This is a genomic window from Methanothermobacter crinale, from assembly GCF_055397825.1.
In genome coordinates this window covers 1,420,056-1,434,346 of the sequence record NZ_AP042450.1, presented here as the reverse complement: position 1 = coordinate 1,434,346, position 14,291 = coordinate 1,420,056, and the positions used below count along the sequence as shown (strand labels likewise).

15 protein-coding genes and 1 pseudogene are annotated in these 14,291 nt (G+C 41.5%); 11 read left to right on the top strand and 5 right to left on the bottom strand.

Annotated features, from left to right (window positions below; genetic code table 11):
* Window positions 1–387 precede the first annotated feature (387 nt).
* Complete coding sequence (locus tag ACZ5XX_RS08110) at window positions 388–4,872, bottom strand: cobaltochelatase subunit CobN (protein ID WP_464584259.1); 4,485 nt, start codon at window positions 4,870–4,872, stop codon at window positions 388–390.
* 159 nt (window positions 4,873–5,031) lie between these two features.
* Between ACZ5XX_RS08110 and ACZ5XX_RS08105 the strand changes: the two genes are divergently transcribed.
* The 3 genes from ACZ5XX_RS08105 to ACZ5XX_RS08095 all read left to right on the top strand — a co-directional run bounded on the left by ACZ5XX_RS08105 (window position 5,032) and on the right by ACZ5XX_RS08095 (window position 6,793).
* On the top strand, window positions 5,032–5,514 hold the full coding sequence (locus ACZ5XX_RS08105) for an adenosine-specific kinase (RefSeq protein WP_464584257.1): 483 nt from the start codon (window positions 5,032–5,034) through the stop codon (window positions 5,512–5,514).
* A gap of 62 nt (window positions 5,515–5,576) precedes the next feature.
* Window positions 5,577–6,503 (top strand): lysostaphin resistance A-like protein, encoded by a 927-nt coding sequence (locus ACZ5XX_RS08100; RefSeq protein ID WP_464584255.1) that lies wholly within the window; start codon window positions 5,577–5,579, stop codon window positions 6,501–6,503.
* Window positions 6,491–6,793 (top strand): hypothetical protein, encoded by a 303-nt coding sequence (locus ACZ5XX_RS08095; RefSeq protein ID WP_464584253.1) that lies wholly within the window; start codon window positions 6,491–6,493, stop codon window positions 6,791–6,793. Before ACZ5XX_RS08100 ends, ACZ5XX_RS08095 begins: the two co-directional genes overlap by 13 nt.
* Before the next feature lie 2 nt (window positions 6,794–6,795).
* On the opposite strand, the pseudogene afpA reads toward ACZ5XX_RS08095, so the two are convergent.
* From afpA to ACZ5XX_RS08075, 4 genes and pseudogenes are all read right to left on the bottom strand, one after another.
* Window positions 6,796–7,352 (bottom strand): annotated as a pseudogene (gene afpA / locus ACZ5XX_RS08090) (archaeoflavoprotein AfpA).
* 4 nt (window positions 7,353–7,356) lie between these two features.
* Entirely contained in the window at window positions 7,357–8,013 is a 657-nt protein-coding gene (locus ACZ5XX_RS08085; protein WP_464584251.1) for an ABC transporter ATP-binding protein, read from the bottom strand.
* Between the two features lie 11 nt (window positions 8,014–8,024).
* Window positions 8,025–9,134, bottom strand: coding sequence for an ABC transporter permease (locus tag ACZ5XX_RS08080; protein WP_464584249.1), 1,110 nt, complete (start codon window positions 9,132–9,134; stop codon window positions 8,025–8,027).
* Window positions 9,131–9,478 carry a carboxymuconolactone decarboxylase family protein gene (locus tag ACZ5XX_RS08075; RefSeq protein ID WP_464584247.1) on the bottom strand — a complete coding sequence of 116 codons (348 nt, stop codon included), beginning with the start codon at window positions 9,476–9,478 and terminating at the stop codon, window positions 9,131–9,133. The genes ACZ5XX_RS08080 and ACZ5XX_RS08075 overlap by 4 nt, the downstream gene beginning before the upstream one ends.
* A gap of 69 nt (window positions 9,479–9,547) precedes the next feature.
* Here ACZ5XX_RS08075 and ACZ5XX_RS08070 point away from each other — a divergent pair, with 69 nt between their 5' ends.
* The 8 genes from ACZ5XX_RS08070 to psmA all read left to right on the top strand — a co-directional run bounded on the left by ACZ5XX_RS08070 (window position 9,548) and on the right by psmA (window position 14,286).
* The gene (locus ACZ5XX_RS08070) at window positions 9,548–9,982 is read left to right on the top strand and encodes an NfeD family protein (RefSeq protein WP_464584245.1); all 435 of its coding nucleotides are present in this window, start codon (window positions 9,548–9,550) and stop codon (window positions 9,980–9,982) included.
* Between the two features lie 11 nt (window positions 9,983–9,993).
* A complete protein-coding gene (locus tag ACZ5XX_RS08065) occupies window positions 9,994–10,914 on the top strand; it encodes an SPFH domain-containing protein (RefSeq protein ID WP_464584243.1) in 921 nt (306 codons plus the stop codon).
* Between the two features lie 44 nt (window positions 10,915–10,958).
* Window positions 10,959–11,282: a carboxymuconolactone decarboxylase family protein gene (locus tag ACZ5XX_RS08060; protein ID WP_464584241.1), complete on the top strand. Its 324-nt coding sequence runs from the start codon at window positions 10,959–10,961 to the stop codon at window positions 11,280–11,282.
* A gap of 179 nt (window positions 11,283–11,461) precedes the next feature.
* The gene (locus tag ACZ5XX_RS08055; RefSeq protein ID WP_464584239.1) at window positions 11,462–12,001 is read left to right on the top strand and encodes a 50S ribosomal protein L15e; all 540 of its coding nucleotides are present in this window, start codon (window positions 11,462–11,464) and stop codon (window positions 11,999–12,001) included.
* Entirely contained in the window at window positions 11,998–12,396 is a 399-nt protein-coding gene (locus tag ACZ5XX_RS08050; protein ID WP_464584237.1) for an RNA-binding protein, read from the top strand. The genes ACZ5XX_RS08055 and ACZ5XX_RS08050 overlap by 4 nt, the downstream gene beginning before the upstream one ends.
* Window positions 12,393–13,109, top strand: coding sequence for a ribonuclease P protein component 3 (gene rnp3, locus ACZ5XX_RS08045; RefSeq protein WP_464584235.1), 717 nt, complete (start codon window positions 12,393–12,395; stop codon window positions 13,107–13,109). Before ACZ5XX_RS08050 ends, rnp3 begins: the two co-directional genes overlap by 4 nt.
* Window positions 13,106–13,474, top strand: a complete 369-nt coding sequence (locus tag ACZ5XX_RS08040) for an Rpp14/Pop5 family protein (protein WP_464584233.1) — start codon at window positions 13,106–13,108, stop codon at window positions 13,472–13,474. Before rnp3 ends, ACZ5XX_RS08040 begins: the two co-directional genes overlap by 4 nt.
* 65 nt (window positions 13,475–13,539) lie before the next feature.
* Entirely contained in the window at window positions 13,540–14,286 is a 747-nt protein-coding gene (gene psmA / locus ACZ5XX_RS08035) for an archaeal proteasome endopeptidase complex subunit alpha (RefSeq protein ID WP_464584231.1), read from the top strand.
* Window positions 14,287–14,291: the final 5 nt, after the last annotated feature.

The following is a 14,291-nucleotide window of genomic DNA, read 5'->3' as shown; positions in this document are numbered from 1 at the left end:
ATCTGAAGTAGTCTTTTTCTCTTTCCACAAACGTTCTGGGGGGGGCCGTCCCCCGTATCTTTTATCGAGCTTGTACAATATATAATACTTTCGGCCTTTTCTATGCGCGGTGGGGGGTCTGAGAATGTTCTTGAGGGGATTAGATCTGTAAAAAAATAATATTGCCTTTAAAGGTAAATGTTGAGCTTCCAAGGAGGAAGCTTTATGCTCTGGGTTCATTCACCTTCTAGGAATCTTCAAGACTCCCCATCCCTTCGTTAAAATGGGTAAAACCACTGGACATGGCATATTTAACAGAGTATTTGAACCTTGGCTCCCCTCTTGGAGGGGGGGCGTCTTGCAAGCAACGGAATTGAAATTAAAAAATAAAAGAATAAGGGGTGGATCTTAGACCTTTCCACGCCCTCCGAGGAAGTAACCAGTGCCTATGAGCGCTACTATGGCTATGATCCCTGCTAGTGCATAGAATGGCATCTGACTTCCTGAACCGCCACTTGGAGAAGCGGCAACCTCGAAAACTTTACCGGTTTTCCCTGCAAATCCGCTTCCAGGTCCTTGATTTGCGCCTGCAGCAGTTCCTGGGGAGCTGCCAGACGCCCCGCCAGAACTGCCTGCTCGTCCCTGGCTGCCTGTATAACCAGGACCCACACCAGAAGATCCCACTCCAGACTGTCCAGGCATGCCTGGTTGTCCAGGAGATCCCGTGCCCGGAACCGTTATTTCAGCCCCAGTAGCTGCTGCAATTACCCCTGCAAATTTTTGGAGGGCCGCAGAATTCAATGATGAAACACTCACAAGCCACTGATTAAACACGATATTGCCACAAGTATGGTGACAACAGGCAACACCATACTGGTTTGCAATCCTTATGTACTGGTTTACTAGGTTTGTCACCAGACCCCTGTCACTTGGAGTCCATATGCCGCGTCTGTTAGCTTCAAGCACCCATGCAATCATTGATTGAGTTGCGAACGCCCCGTAGGGTCCTGGAGTGCTGAATCTTGGCGTTAAAAGGTTCTCGGCCATCTGTGTCCATAATTGTTCGCTTATGGAATTGCTGGTTACTGCTATTGCAAATGCGTTCTTGTACCTTGAGGCGTATTCCATCCAACCACTTGGAGAACTTAGGAGGGAATCCATGTATTTTGGATTAAGGAGCTGAGACCTTATCTCTAATTCGATTTCCTCTTTGATGTTCCTTGTAGTGATGGTATTCTTGTTCCTTATATCAACGAGTGAAGTGTCTGGGTTGCCGCCTAATTGCCTTGAAGCGAGTAACATTCCACCAAACCAGTCGTAATAGTCGTCTGTGTCGAGCAAACGCCAAGTACTGTCAAGGTTTTGTGTCATAAGATCCATATTTTTAAGCAGGTATTGGAATGTTCCCTTGTTCTGCTGTATACTGATACCATTGGGTGTGGACTTCCAAGCGTATGAAACCCTGGAAAGGTAAACATCTGCAAGTTCACTCGTCGTCTCCCACTTTGAAGTGTTTGGCAGAAGATCTGAGACTCCTGTACCTTCAAGTACGAGTCCTCTTAGGCCAAATACCCTGTCAAGGGATTGGTACTCATCATAGTGCTTTTTAACATAATTTAGGGTGTCATTGGCTGAAGCTGCGAGTTCAACAGCCCTATTCATCAGGTCTATCCAACCTTGGTATCCTGTGACAGCTGTCACAAAAACGTCAATCCTGGGCCTTGATATCTGTTGACCATTGATGACTATTTTAAGCTCTGATGGACTCATAAGGACGGGTTCTGGGTTCAGGTCTCCATTGGAGTTCCATACTGGTTTCACACCTAGCAAGTATAAGAATTCTGCTATTGCAAGGCCATCTGTCCTTAATAGTTCCGTGCCCCACATGACCATCCCTACAAGTTGTGGGAATCTTCCATGGGCCTTATAATAGTCTGTGAGTAGATTGTCCACGACTTTCTTAGCGGTTTCCCATGCAGCCTTTGTCGGCATCTTCTTTGGGTTGGCAGCATAGAAGTTAACGCCTGTTGGCAATACATCATTCCAAGCAGGGTCTCCGGCCAATCCAGGTTCTATGAAACCCCCATTAAGAGCATCTAGTAGATTCTGCCATTCTTTGTTGGCTCTGATCTTATTGATTGTATCATTTATGAACTCCAGATTAGTAGTGGTGATACCTTCTGGTATGGTGCCATTTATTATATATTTTATCCATTCCTTAGCTGTTTTTTTGATATTTTCTGTTTCGTTCTCATAGGCTGTGTCTTTGGATATTTCAGAATAGCTTAGTGTGATTGAAGGGTATAGTTTCTTTTTCACATTTTCAAGAAGATCTGACCTTGAAGATGCGATAGTAAAAACTTCCTCGAGAAGTTCTTCTCCATCGAGGATTTTACCCAAGCTGTGAAGTCCGAGGGGTATTATATCATTTTCAATTTCATGTAATCTGATATGGAGTTCTTCTAGGGCTTTGTTAAAGTCGCCTGAAATGTTAAAACCCATCTTTGAAACCTTTGCCTTTATCTCATCTTCAAGTTCGGGGAGTATTTGTATGTTACCTACTTTCAATGCATTCTGGTACTGGTGTATGAGATCATGGATTTCGATGAGATCACCATAGAGACCGCCCTGGACCATTGCGGGTGTCATATGATCTATTATAAGCGCATTGCTTCTGTCTTTCGCTACAAGTCCTTCACCAGGATTGGAGACGATATAAGGGTAAATGTTCGGCAAGTTAGTGAGTTGGAATGGCCAATCCTCCTCTGTTAGTCCTATCATGCGGCCTGGGAGCCATTCGAGGGTTCCGTGGGTTCCGAGGTGTATCATGGCATTTGCACCGAAAACCTCTTCTATCCATTTGTAAAATGCTATGTATTGGTGGTGTGGTGGCAAGTACGGGTCATGGTAGTCCTGTATTTCTTCCCATCCACGGCTTGGCTGTATCCCTATGAAGATATTTCCGAGGACTATTCCTGGGATTACTATTGTCCTATTTATTGTCATAACATCCCCTGGGGGTTCTCCCCATTTTGTGATAACTTCCTCCCTTAGTTTCTCTGGGAGTTCATTGAACCATCCAATGTATGTTTCGGGGCTTATGAGTTGCTTGTTTTCCTCTAAAGTGGTTTTATGTTCTGAAATGTATTTTTCAAGTAATGGTTTTGCCCAGGTGCCCTTGTTACCAGATTCTCTCAATAATGTGTAGAGTTCTCCTGGGGATGGTATTTCTCCTGTGTTGTAACCGTTTTCTTTGAGTTTGATGAGTAGCTCGTATAGGCTTTGGAAGACGTCAAGGTAGGATGCTGTGAGCCCATCCTTCCCAGGAGGATAATTGTATACTATGATGGCTAATTTCTTTGTGCTGTTTTCAAGTTCCCTTAGCTTCGCCCATTTATCTGCAATGTCTACTATTTTCTTAACACCTGTTTCTATTGGGATTTCTTCTCCATTGTCTGTGTATGATACGACTATTGGCGAAAATACGCCTTCGAAGCTTGGTATTGTAACTTGCCATGTCCATTCATATTGTGACCCTAGGGGATTGGTGAGACTTGAATTGTCATACAATTGCACGCCTTTGATCACTGGGATGTTCATTGTTGTAAGTTCTTGGAGCGCGCCCCCATTGGGGAGGTTGGGATAATTCAGGGACCATGAGTATAGTGATATTATGGCGTTTATGTCTCTTCCAAGGGATTTGGCGTTTACGAGTTCTTCTAGGAATGTGGTTATAGGTGGATTAGTCGCACCTTGGTATAGGCAGAAGGCGGCTCTGCCATTTTTTTCGGCTTCTCTGATTATTGCATCAACTACTGGAGATGGTGAATAGCTTACCACGACAATGAATGGTCTTGTAATATTCTTTGTCTGATTGTACCATTCCCCGAAGCTATTGTAGAGATTTTGGCGTTGTTCACTTGCCCAGCTTGCATAGTTTTCGTCCACCCATTTTAGGCTGTTGTATGGTGGCCGTAGTCCGGGGTTTGTTTCTATCCAATTTTTTATCTGGTCTCTTGTGGGGATTATGCTCGCCACACCATAGTCTGGATGATATAAGCCCCAGTCTGGGTTGGACATTATTGGCCCTTCACCTTGTTCAACAGGGTTATAATCTGTTTCATTGAGGAGGTAGTAGATGTATTTTATCATGTTTTCTAGGTTTTCTCTGGTGGCTGTTCCTGAAGCTAGGGCCCAGTAACTGGCTATGTAAGTGTTTTCTATGGTATCTGGTGTGTCATTGGTGTTGTGTCCTTTGAGTAGGTGTAGTCCGTCGCCACCATAAGGGTCAGTGTCTGTGTCTGTGGGGTAGCCAAATGCTGCTGCTATCATGTAATTTTTGTTTGCTGGGCTTTTGAGAAGGTGGGGGTACCATGAGTCTCCATAACCGGTGCCTGGCATGGCCATGTCAATGTATGCGAAGTTTACATATTGGAGTATCCAGTCGTTGGCTTGGGAGTTGGGGTTCCACATGTCATGGTATATTATGCGTCTGTTATTCAATGATGTGAGTATTTTTGCTTTTTCTGGCGCGGAGCTTATGATTGCGATATCTGGCATGAATGTATGGTTTATTGTGCAGGTTCCATTGATGGTGTAGGTGGCCTTCTTGTATGTAGAATAGGATATTTCTAATTCTATTGGGTTTATCATGGGGGTGAATCCGATGGTATATTGGCCGTTTTCGTTTGTTTTTGTCTCATTTATGATCGTTTCATTGTATTTTATTCTTATGGTTGCATTTTTGATTGGTATGGCATTGTCGAGGCTGGTGTAGGTTCCGCTTGTTTCGTTGTAGATTTCTTTGATTTGGCCATTAACTTCGGCGGCTGATACTGTGTTTATCGTGGCGATGGCGATGAAGATTGAGATTATTAAGGTTAATTTTTTCATGGTTCTTTTTCACCTCCCTTTTGTTAGGTTGTCCTCACATAATATTTAAAGTTTACTTTAAATAATTTAAACTTAATTTGATATTTTAGGGGATAATATTTATTTTAGCCATCCTCACATAATTTGTCATTAGGAAGTTTTTTTGGGAGGATAATCCAGATGGAGATAAAAGTTGTGGAACTTGAATTTGAAGAAGATATAAATTTCATCCTTGGCCAGAGCCATTTTATAAAGACTGTTGAGGATCTCTATGAAGCTATAGTGAATACGGTGCCACATGCAAAGTTTGGGATTGCATTTGCAGAGGCTTCAGGGGATTGTCTCGTAAGACATGCGGGCAATGATGAAGAATTGGAGGAACTTGCAGCCGACAAAATGCTCGATATAGCGGCTGGGCATTCATTCTTGATACTTTTAAAGAATGCTTTCCCAATAAATGTGCTCCAACGCATAAAAGATGTTCCAGAAGTTGTTAACATCTTCTGCGCAACAGCCAACCCAGTACAGATCCTCCTAATCGAAACACAACAGGGCAGGGGGATAATAGGGGTAATAGATGGTGAAAGTCCACGTAAAATAGAAAAAGAAGAAGACATAATCCAAAGAAAACAATTTCTAAGGAAAATCGGATACAAATTTTAAGGCAACTGAGGCCCCCCCTATTAACAAAATTTTTTTTATTAGCAAGTCCTTGATATGAGTTTATGAGATTTTTGCAACTTGCAAGGGATGGGAAAAATAACTGGTGGAGATACTTACTCACCATCATATTGACGAATCCTGGCATTTCAGTAGGCACGATCATAGGTTTATTATCAATTTACGTCCTATTCGACATCACGGGCTTAATATTTAATCTTACAAGTTTGCATCTTCCAATAGGAAGATTCCTCCAAGGATTTTTGGATATTCTCTCTTATAATATTGTGAGCGCATTCCTAATACTATTATTGTTCTTTTGTGTGGTTTTAATCCATGGGAGGAATTTTAAGAGTGTTTTAACTGCTCATGAGCACATACAATGGTATAGGATCTTTAAGGGTTTTGTTGTATGGTTTGCAATGCTCTTGTTATCCCTCGTTTTCAGTTTACCAGATCCTAACATTGAATTCACTTTCGATGCCGTGGCTTATCCTTTCCTTTTTATCATAAGTTTAACTATTTTCTTTCAAGCCGGCTTTGAGGAGATCTTCTTTAGGGGGTATATCTTACAAGCCTTGAATTTGTGTGTGAAGAAATCCCCGTTAGCTATTATATTATCTTCTATAATATTCGCAATTGGGCACTGGGGGAACCAGCTGACACTTGTGGGCAACTTTAACATTTTCATTGACACATTCATCTTCGCATTGGTGATGGCGGTTATCACAATATTAGAGGATGGTGTTGAAACAGCTATTGGCATCCACACCGCCAATAACATGTTCTGCGCACTCATAGTAAATGACGGGACCTCATCATTTTATGAACCTTTACCATCACTTTTCACCAACTTTTCGATTCCAGCAACCATGGATCAACTATTTTATTCAATTTTAATGAACGGGATCCTACTTCTAATAGTGGTCCTACCACAAAGATTAAATCTGTTAAAAAATATAATATCAAGGGTGAGATTATGGAAAAGGTAGTTTTTACTGCGAACACTAAAGAACTTGAAGTCAACCAAGATATGATTAGGATTATGGAAAGACAGAGAGGCACATTATCCATAAAATTCAAAAGCCCGGAAAAAAGCGAGATAGAAGAGATAATAGGATTCTTCGATTCACTTGCAGACATGGAACCTCTAACAATTAATATCATGGACGCTGGTGAAATAAAAGCCTACTTCAGGGGCACGGGCTCATTTGATACCATAAAAGAAGGTGATGAAACCATCTACACCTACGAGGCCACTATACAAGAACTCGTTGAATAATATTATTCCATGGTTAACTTTTCAAATATCTTATAAATATACTCAGGATCCTTGAACACATGGGTGTTCTTCATTTTAGATAATCTCTTAACGTGTTCAACATCCTCTTTTCTTATTTCAAGTGTTAATATCTTCCCATTAGGTAATCTCTGTTAAACCCTCTTCAAAATCTGTTGGCATGATGTATACTGGCACACCCGCCTTTTGCGCCATTATAGCCGCGTTTGTGATGAGAGTGTCAGCTATCCTGAGTGATATCTTAGCAACACTATTCGATGTGCAAGGGGCTATAAGAAGAAAATCATATTTACCCAACTGCACTTGACCTGCAAGGAATGGTGAATTAGCGCTGATTTCAACCCATTTCTGGTCAAAATTTGTTTCAAGATCATGGTAGATCCCATAATACTTAGCTACTTGGTCTCCAGACTTAGAAATGAAAACTTTTATCACAGCCTTGTCATCATAGATATTCTTGATATCCTTCATAACCTCATAAGTTTCTATGATTTTGTCTCCAGCCCCTGGTTATGCACCAAGCAACATTCAACTCTACCATTTTTTTATCCTCCTACTATTTTCCCATCAAGAATTTTTATGATCCTTGATGCCATTGAGGCAACCCGGGGATCATGAGTCACTAACACTATAGTGACGTTATGCTCCCTATTTAATTCTTTAAGTTTCTCTAGTATCTTTTTTTCCGTTTTTGAATCGAGGGATCCTGTCGGCTCATCAGCCAATATTATGGTCGGATCATTGGCAAGGGCCCTTGCAATAGCAACCCTCTGCCTCTCACCCCCAGAAAGCTCCGAAGGCAGCCTATTAGACTTTTCGGCGAGTCCAAGGTACTCGAGCAATTCCATGGCTCTCTCATCCATACTATCCTTGTAGGGACCCTCAAACATTGGTATCTCAACATTTTCAAGGACTGTTAAATTAGGTATGAGGTTGTGTAACTGGAAGATGAAACCTATCTCTTGGGCTCTGAAACTGCTCAGATCCTTTTCCTTCATCAAATTTCGCCCAGCAACTTTTATCATCCCAGAATCTGGCCGGTCCAGGGCCCCTATCATATTGAGTAGTGTTGATTTACCAGAACCTGAAGGGCCCATGATAGAAATGAATTCACCCTCATCTACTTGGAGGTCTATACCATCAAGTGCGACTATTTTACCATCATCGAAGGTCTTTTTAAGGTTTTTTATGTCGATTATCATTCTTCTCACGTTTATTCGTATCTTAGGGCTTCTGTGGCTTCTAGTCTTGTGGCTCTATATGCTGGGTAGAATCCTCCAAGGAGTCCCACGAAGATTGCGACAATAAATGCTTTGAGGAAAATCTCCAAGTTGTAGGCCGGTTTTATGAATCCTCCCATGTTGAGGTGTGTGAGTATTTGTATGGCTGCCACGCCCATCACAGATCCTATTATGGCTGCGATTAATGTTAAGATCAGGGATTCACCTAGTATCATTGTGAGGATTCTCCTGTTCTTCCACCCAACAGCTTTCAGGACTCCTATCTCCCTTGTACGTTCAAAAACGGACATTATCATCGTGTTAATCACACCCACACCTCCTATGATCACTGCTAAGAGTGATATGGCCCAGCTTGCAGCGTCGACTATCTTAAGCCCCTGGTCTACGCTTTGCAGGTCTTCGAGTGATGCTATGGTTGTGAGGTTTTCACCATATTTCTCTTCTATCTGGTCTCTAATTTTTTCAATGTTAGCATTTTTTTCCGCTTTTACATAGATCATGGTCACTTTACCTTCCTTGTCTTCTATCTTCTGGAGTTTCTTGAGTGATATGAAAGCTCCACCATCCTCTTGTATATTCCCTGATTCGAATATCCCCACTATTTGGTAGTTTTCCCCTTTTATGCTGATTTCATCCCCCACTGTCTTGTTAAGTTTCTCTGATGCTACTTTCCCTATTATGATCTCGTCCTCTTCTCCTATATTTCTCCCGGATGTTATCTTTATCTGGCTTAAAACTATCTTGGAAGGGTCTATCCCTATAACTACAAAATATGGAGTATCCTTTATAGGTTGTATTGATGTTAGGACGCCCACCGACTCTTTAACTCCACTGATATTACTCACTTTATTGATGTAGTCTTCGTCTATTGTGCTTAGGAACATGTCTGATACATTTGATTCCACAATTGTGAAATCAGCCCCACCAGCTTTGAGAGCTTCCTGTGTAGACTCTTTAAGTCCTTCTGTTATTATACCAAGGGCGACAATAGTCGCGATCCCAATAGCTATCCCGATAATGGCCAGGATACTTCTTATCTTGTTCCTGAATGGGTTCTTCAATATTAACTGGAAGAATTTCATAGATTTTCCTCTTTGAATATTCTCAAGGATTTTGAAAGTGCTGTTGACTCTGCCATGCTCGCCCCTATAAGGATTGCTAGGAGTATTTCATCTTTGGACGCTCCAAGACGCCTTGCAACTTTGATATGGGTTTGAAGGCAATGTTCTGATCCGAGGGCTACTGCGGCCCCAACCCCTATAAGTTCCTTTGTAACTAGTGGGAGCGCATCATTGGATAATATACTCTCCATTTTATCATAATATGCCCTTAGGATCTGTGGTTCATCCCCTAGGACTTTGAATATTTCTGGGATGAACCCAAAAAATTCCTCGATCTTTTCTAGGATTTCATCCAAGACTTTCACTCTCCAATGTTTCTTTTATATAATTTTATATAAGGGAATGGTTAATAATCATGTAATTATAATTATCAATTGGTAGGGATATTAATGGATTATGGTAGTTGGATTATTATAGGGGCTGTGTGTCTTATTGGTGAAATGCTTACAACAGGATTTTTTCTTTTATGGTTTGGTGTTGGCGCGTTCGCGGCAGCGGCACTTAGTTATCTAGGTTTCAATTTCACAATTCAATTTATAACGTTCCTCCTAGTTTCGACAGTTTTGGTTGGAATATCAAGGCCCTTCGCTTCTAGGGTTTCAAGGGAGCCGGAGAGGAGGGCTGTGGCGGATAGGCTGATAGGACAAACAGCGATTGTAATAGAGGATTTTGAAGACTATGAAGGCCTTGTCAAGTTTGATGGTGAAACATGGCGTGCGAAATCCCCTGATAAGATTAAAAAGGGTGATAAGGTCACTATAAAAGCCATAGATGGTGTTAAACTCATTGTAGAAAGAAAGAAAGTGTGAGGTGATGTACATTGGATCTTCTAAGCATAATAATAGTATTAGTGCTTTTGGTACTCGCATATAAGAGCATAAAAATCCTAAGACCCTATGAAAAAGGGGTGGTTGAAAGACTTGGTAAATATCAACGGACAGTTGAAAGCGGACTCGTCATGATAATACCCTTCATTGAAGCCATAAAAAAGGTTGACATGCGGGAACAAGTAGTTGATGTACCACCCCAGGAAGTCATAACGAAAGATAATACAGTTGTAGTGGTTGACTGCGTAATATTTTACGAGGTCGTCGACCCGTTCAACGCCGTATACAATGTAGTTGATTTCTACCAAGCAGTTACGAAACTCGCACAGACAAACCTCAGAAACATAATAGGCGATCTAGAATTAGATGAAACACTAACATCAAGGGAAATGATAAACGCCCAACTAAGGAAAGTATTAGATGAGGCAACTGACAGATGGGGCACAAGGGTCGTTCGCGTGGAAATACAACGCATAGAACCACCCAAGGATATTGTAGAGGCCATGTCCAAGCAGATGAAAGCAGAGAGAATGAAAAGAGCAGCCATACTAGAAGCAGAAGGATACAAACAATCAGAGATCAAAAAAGCTGAAGGAGACAAACAAGCAGCCATACTAGAGGCAGAGGGTAAAGCAGAAGCCATAAAAAAGGTTGCGGATGCGGATAAATACAAGGAAGTGGCCTTGGCAGAAGGACAAGCAAAGGCAATACTCACAATATTCAAAGCCATGCACGACGGAAACCCAACCAATGACATAATAGCACTAAAGTACCTAGAAGCCCTCGAGAAGGTTGCGGATGGCCAAGCAACAAAAATACTCCTACCATTAGAAACAGCCGGGATCCTAGGCTCAATAGCCGGTATATCAGAATTGTTCAAAGAGAAAACATCCACCCCAGAGGAAAAAGAATAAATAATACAAAAAACAATACCCTATTAATTGAGGTGCTGAAAAAAATGAAAGAAGATGTATTCTATGGTAAAGGGGTAATCTATGCTAAGAAGGATTACCCAGAAATCTACAAGGCCCTAGTTGAATTAAACGATGCAGTATACACAGGAAAAGTACTAGATTACAAGACACAGAAATTAATAGCCCTTGGCATAACCGCCGCGAAATCAGATGACAGAGCAGTGAAAAAACAAATAGAAAGTGCTATAAAAGAATTTGGCGTTACAAAGGATGAAATAGTAGATGTGCTGAGGGTGGTGCTTTTAACATCAGGAAACCCACCATTCACAAAGGCCATGAAAATACTCTACGAAGTCCTCGAAGAATAAAACCCGGCCTAAGCGATAAGTATTTATAAGAGCAGTTTATAAACCATCCTATTACTTTTTATTCTAGAAAAAGTAGCGAATGGTATCAATAGTTTTTAGAGTACCCCCATCGCTTTCACCATTTTTGAATGTGGCCCCCCAGTGGCTGAACAAAAAAAAAGATGTAAGGGTGAAGGTCAATGTACAAGTATATTAGGAAAGCATGGAAAACTCCGAAGGAATCATATGTAAGAGAGCTCATGTGGGAGAGAGTCCCTATATGGAGGAGACAGAAGGCGATTCAAAGGATAGAAAAGCCAACCAGACTCGACCGTGCAAGATCCCTCGGTTACAAGGCAAAGAAGGGATTTGTACTCGTTAGGGCGCGGGTGAGACGCGGGAGCATGAGAAAAAGCCGGTTCAGAGCCGGTAGAAGACCCAAAAGGATGGGTGTTAGGAAGATAACAACAAAAAAGAGCCTTAAAAGGATAGCTGAAGAAAGAGCAGCCCGCAAATACCCCAACCTAGAAGTTCTCAACTCATACTGGGTATGGGAAGACGGAAAATACAAATACTACGAGGTAATATTAGTCGACCCCCACCACCCCAACATAAAAAACGACCCCAGGATAAACTGGATCCGAGATCAAAGGGGAAGAGTGTTCAGAGGCCTTACAAGCGAAGGTAAAAAGAACCGAGGCCTCAGAAATAAGGGAAAAGGTGCTGAAAAGGTAAGATGATACATAACATATCCTATAGGGCAATGGTTCATGGGACCGAAGACGAAGAAAAAGTCATCAAAGCATTAAAGAACATACTGCCCACAGCATCCCCAGAAAGAGAAGAACTCGAAGGACACCATGGAAACCCACTAACTCTCCTCAAGGGGAAAATCGCAGACAAAAAAACAATAAAAGATTTCACAGAGAGAATAACCCCCATACTAGGAGATTTGGACATTGAAAGGCGCGTTGACGAAGCTGGCAACCTATTCTTGAGATTAGACAAACAAAGAGCATACAATGGAGAATGGAAACTAGTGGAACATGGAGATTCAATCCATTTAAAACTTAAAATAGAAGCTTATCCAGCCCGTCGAGAAGTAGCCATAAAAAACATTAAGAAACTCATATGAAATTCTATGACCTGCACATCCAAGGTAAAAACTTCCAAGAAGACCGCGAAATACTTAAAGAAGCCCGAAGACTAGGTTATAGTGGAGCTGCCATCACGTACCCTGACAAGTCCTACAAAGAGGCGAAAAAGGCGTTAAAAAGATTAGAAGAGGAGTTTCAAGATTTTGAGGTTATAAAAGGTGTTAGTATAATTTCAGAAACACCAAGGAAATTAAGAAGGAAAGTGGACAAGTTCAGAAAAACAGCTGACATCATCATAGTAAAAGGGGGAGACCCGAAGATCAACAGAGCAACCTGCGAGGACATCAGAGTCGACATCCTCACAAGACCCTACCAAAACAGGAGAGACCCTGGGATAAACCACGTACATGCAAAAGCCGCGGCAGAAAACAATGTAGCTATCGAATTAAACACCAATGATATTATAAGATCATACTTGAAAGTGCGCACTAGACTATTCGAATATTACAGGGATATAATTAAACTTCACAGAAAATTCCACTTCCCAATTGTGATAACCAGCAACGCCACATCAACATATGATCTCAGAACGCCAAGGGACATAATAGCATTATTTAAATGTATTAACATGCAAGAAGACGAGATAATAGACGCCCTGTCAACAATTCCAAGATCGATCATAGAATTCAACAAACAAAGAGATTCCATGATAATACTCGGAGCAAAAATAGTCAATAAGGGGATCCAATGAAGTTAAAGATGCTTCCCCCAAGTTTAAGGGAACCCCAAAGATACCTTGCAGTCGAGATCATAAGCGAGGAACCACTAGAAAAAAATGATATAGTCTCAATAATATGGAGTGCATGTCTCAGATTATATGGAGAATGTGAAACAAGCAAGTTCAAACCCTGGCTTATAAGAGTATGGGAACCTATAAAATATGGTGAAAATTATAAACAGAAGTGTATAATACGATGTAAGCGTGGAGAAGAGGAGAAAGTGAGAGCTGCACTAACCTCCACATCCCAATATGATAATAGGAGGATTGCTATCCACACCATCGGAATCTCGGGGACAATACGCTCAGCAACACAAAAGTTTATTAAAGCTAAATAAGAAAAAATGATACAAAAAAATTCACTTTTATCCTGATAATAAAAAATAGATGAGAGGTTATATAAATGCAACCACTTCAAAGCGCAGGATATGATCGGGCCATAACAGTTTTCAGCCCCGATGGTAGGCTATTCCAGGTGGAATATGCCCGGGAGGCTGTTAAAAGAGGCACGACATCACTAGGTGTTAAATCAAAGGATGGTGTAGTGTTAGCGGTTGATAAAAGACCCACAAGTAAACTCGTAGAACCGAAATCAATAGAGAAAATATTCCAAATCGACGAGCACATAGGCGCGGCCACCTCAGGTTTAGTAGCTGATGCGAGGGCCATAATAGAAAAGGCTAGACTGGAGGCTCAAATAAATAGGATAACATATAATGAGCCCATAAGAGTGGAGAGCCTAGCTAAGAAGATATGCGACATGAAACAACTCTACACACAACACGGTGGTGTAAGACCCTTTGGAACAGCACTAATCATAGGAGGAGTTGATGGAAAAGGATGCAGACTCTTCGAAACAGACCCAAGCGGAGCCTTAATAGAATACAAGGCGACAGCAATAGGCGCCGGAAGACCCATAGCGATGGAAGAATTCGAGAAGAAATACCACGATGACTTAACATTAGAGGAGGCCATCAACTTAGCATTGGATGCGATATACGAAGCCACAGAGGGCAAAACCACCCCTGAGAGTGTTGAAATCGCAATAATCGATGCAAAGGATAAAAAGTATAGGAAATTGCCAGATGATGAGATAAGAGACCATGTTGAAGAACTTCTAATAAGGAAGGAAAAGGAGGAAGAGGAGTAAATTAG

What these genes read in the sequence shown, in the direction of transcription:
- ACZ5XX_RS08110 (WP_464584259.1), bottom strand. Translation starts at nt 4,872, where the DNA reads ATGAAAAAATTAACCTTAATAATCTCAATCTTCATCGCCATCGCCACG.
- ACZ5XX_RS08105 (WP_464584257.1), top strand. Translation starts at nt 5,032, where the DNA reads ATGGAGATAAAAGTTGTGGAACTTGAATTTGAAGAAGATATAAATTTC.
- ACZ5XX_RS08100 (WP_464584255.1), top strand. Translation starts at nt 5,577, where the DNA reads ATGAGATTTTTGCAACTTGCAAGGGATGGGAAAAATAACTGGTGGAGA.
- ACZ5XX_RS08095 (WP_464584253.1), top strand. Translation starts at nt 6,491, where the DNA reads ATGGAAAAGGTAGTTTTTACTGCGAACACTAAAGAACTTGAAGTCAAC.
- ACZ5XX_RS08085 (WP_464584251.1), bottom strand. Translation starts at nt 8,013, where the DNA reads ATGATAATCGACATAAAAAACCTTAAAAAGACCTTCGATGATGGTAAA.
- ACZ5XX_RS08080 (WP_464584249.1), bottom strand. Translation starts at nt 9,134, where the DNA reads ATGAAATTCTTCCAGTTAATATTGAAGAACCCATTCAGGAACAAGATA.
- ACZ5XX_RS08060 (WP_464584241.1), top strand. Translation starts at nt 10,959, where the DNA reads ATGAAAGAAGATGTATTCTATGGTAAAGGGGTAATCTATGCTAAGAAG.
- ACZ5XX_RS08055 (WP_464584239.1), top strand. Translation starts at nt 11,462, where the DNA reads ATGTACAAGTATATTAGGAAAGCATGGAAAACTCCGAAGGAATCATAT.
- ACZ5XX_RS08050 (WP_464584237.1), top strand. Translation starts at nt 11,998, where the DNA reads ATGATACATAACATATCCTATAGGGCAATGGTTCATGGGACCGAAGAC.
- rnp3 (WP_464584235.1), top strand. Translation starts at nt 12,393, where the DNA reads ATGAAATTCTATGACCTGCACATCCAAGGTAAAAACTTCCAAGAAGAC.
- ACZ5XX_RS08040 (WP_464584233.1), top strand. Translation starts at nt 13,106, where the DNA reads ATGAAGTTAAAGATGCTTCCCCCAAGTTTAAGGGAACCCCAAAGATAC.
- psmA (WP_464584231.1), top strand. Translation starts at nt 13,540, where the DNA reads ATGCAACCACTTCAAAGCGCAGGATATGATCGGGCCATAACAGTTTTC.